Annotated in this window: 3 protein-coding genes; 2 read left to right on the forward strand and 1 reads right to left on the reverse strand. The window is 46.8% G+C overall.

The genetic code is table 11. The features are described from left to right. A partial coding sequence (locus tag WCO51_12100; GenBank protein MEI6513995.1) for a hypothetical protein occupies positions 1-614 on the forward strand: 614 nt, incomplete at its 5' end. Positions 615-679: 65 nt separating this feature from the next. Here WCO51_12100 and WCO51_12105 read toward each other — a convergent pair. Beyond that, on the reverse strand, positions 680-1,309 hold the full coding sequence (locus WCO51_12105) for a hypothetical protein (protein MEI6513996.1): 630 nt from the start codon (positions 1,307-1,309) through the stop codon (positions 680-682). Positions 1,310-1,611: 302 nt separating this feature from the next. On the opposite strand from WCO51_12105, the gene WCO51_12110 reads away from it, so the two are divergent. Next, on the forward strand, positions 1,612-2,502 hold the full coding sequence (locus WCO51_12110; GenBank protein ID MEI6513997.1) for a hypothetical protein: 891 nt from the start codon (positions 1,612-1,614) through the stop codon (positions 2,500-2,502). Positions 2,503-2,699 lie beyond the last annotated feature (197 nt).

Below are 2,699 nucleotides of genomic sequence, written 5' to 3' on the forward strand. Positions count from 1 at the left end.
CCTATTACTCATTCCAATGGACTAAAACGTCTTTCAAGAAAGCCCTTGATGATGCTGCCCAAGCGTTCAGCGTCAAGGTCTTTCTGGGCGACTTTACCGATAAAAAGCTCGACCTTGATCTTCGCGTTGATAATTTTGACGATGCGCTTCGCAGCCTCACTTCTGCAGCCAATGTCTCATGGATTCGGGTGCACGCTCCCAGCGGATCTGACTTGTCTAACGAGCAGATAGAGCTTCTAGCGCAATCGGCAATAAGTTTTCAGGGATTACACTTGTTCATTGAGGATTCATCGTCACAAACGATATGTTGGATTTCAGAAAAGAATAAATCGGGTGGTGAGGGTAAAGGCGAAGATATCTATTTTATCGGCCAACCTCATAAACCGCAAACTACGGCTTCAACACAGGTTGTAACCTCTACGGTAAATTTCAGCCCTGACTCATCCGGAATATCAACATCAGATATGCGTATGATTTTCGATGCTGTTATGTCGATGAGTTCTGAGCAGCGCGAGGCTATTCTGCGTCTGTTGACGTCTATTGAAGCGCCTCCAAGTACGGACAATAGTCAAACTCAAGATGACATTTCATCCCGCTTGATCGAGCCTGAATAGCCTATAGATTTTATTCTGATAGTCCCATGATTGACTGCCCTTGCAAAGGCTAACCGGAGGAATCGCTATGATTCCTTCGGTTTTGCCATTTGGCCTTTTCGGGCTTGTTCATCCTGGGCTTCATGCTTTCCGTTATTCTTTTCTGCCTCGCCTGCATAATCTGCGTCAACTTGAACAGCAGCCTGCTTTAACTGATCGGCAGTTCGCTGTTTCTGACAGTTAGGGCAAAGCGGCTTGCCAAATCGCAATCGGCTGAAGTCGTGTTGAGAAGGGGTGATCGTCGCTCCACAAGAGTCACAGTTATTCTTACGATCGGTTGTAGAGGGTCTTTCCTGTGCTCTCGGCTCCATTGGGCTATCAACAACATTACCCTCAAAAAGATCGGGCGCAAATTGCGTGCCGTATCCGCATACCGCTAGAGCGCGGCCAATTGCCCCTGTCTCGGCCTTTTCGAGGAAGTCATGAAACCCTTCACGGGTCTCCATTTTAGTGCCTTTGGCCATTAATTTTCCGGCGGCATCAAAAACAGTAGCCTCGAAAAGGGCATAGCCTTTTTCAACATTGAATTCGAGAGGTCGAGTCTCAATTCCCCAGTCAGGATGCTCTTCACGAAACCAAACGAGTCGCGCCGCAACCGGTAAATAGAACCGCCCACCCTGAACCTTTATGAGGTGCTTTCGCACGTTAAATGCCATCTTAACCCCTCCGAATAGTGTACTAATGTATACTATCATGATAACCCGTCTCTCGTCAAGAGAGTATAAACTAAATTACCTGAATTTTCGAGCAAACTTAGGTAGTTTTTTAGTAGGGGCGCTGCTTGCTGCGCCCTCCGGAGGGCAGGGCAAGCAGTGCCCCTACATAAACTATGGTATTATCCGCCAAACAGTGATTTTCAATAAGTTCATCTATGCCTTGCCGTCCTGGCAATCCGATGATATAATGGTCTCTTAATCGTTAGTTGTATTGTCATTACTCGTTATGAGGAGGATATTTTATGAAGCTGAGAATTGCGATTCTTCTTTCTGTCCTTTGCATCGCATCTGCGCTTGCTCAGAATGCAGGGACATATATGCTCCGTTACAAATATACGCCCGGTTATGTAAGCGGCCTTAAGCTTTCGTTTATTACCAATGGCGAAGTGTTTCGTCAGGAAGAAAACAACCCAATGCAAGTTGATATGAAATGGGTTGGCTTGATGACACTCAAAATTGTCAGTGTCGATAAGCACGGTAACGCAAATATTGTGGTGGCAGTCAAGAGCGCGACGAAGACTTTAATGGGGCAAGTAACCAAGCAAACGGCTCCGAAAGATAAGCTCACTGTTATCAAGATGACGGTTGATCCATTAGGGAAAGTTATCGGCAAACCGACTATCTCGGGGGTGCCGCCTATGCCAGGCATTGACACTGATACCATGTTGCAAGGGGTTTATCTTTTTGGGGTACCGCTGCCAAGCCAAGCTGTACGAGTTGGTGATAGCTGGACAGCCAAAACGGCGGTTCCTTCTCACGCTACTTCAGGAGCAAAAAAGCCTTTAGTCATGGCAAAGCTTACATGTAGCCTTGTTAAGCTCGATACTTTCAAAGGTTCCCTCGTCTATCGAATCAAGGTGGAATCAGAAGTTCCCATGACCATGGAAATGCCCGGTTTCGGAGCAAATTCAAAACCAATAATGACGGGAAAAGGCATCGGCAAAAGCTCCATGGAATACCTGTTGAGCAGAGATAAACTTTATCTATTATCCGGTGCTGGAGACCTACAGGTTAACATGAAAATCGAGATGATGGACATGAGCGCTCCTACTGGCAAGACTGAAATGAAGGTAAATACCAACAGCACGGTAAATATGATCCGATCAGCAGCCAAAGCAAAGCCCAAAAAGTAACGATAAACAGGCTATCCAATAGCTTTTAACACATAAGTGTAAAGTCCTCATCACCACGCCACTCCCTCGCCTAGGGAGAAATTGGGTTGTTCTTGTAGGGGCGTAGCTTGCAGCGGCCTTCGGTGGGCAGGGCTTGCCAACGCCATTACATCAGAAGGGAAAGCCTCGGCAGTGACGCTTTGCTTGGCTACCTAAGC

It is taken from the genome of bacterium (assembly GCA_037131655.1).
Taxonomy (GTDB): Bacteria; Armatimonadota; Fimbriimonadia; order Fimbriimonadales; family JBAXQP01; genus JBAXQP01.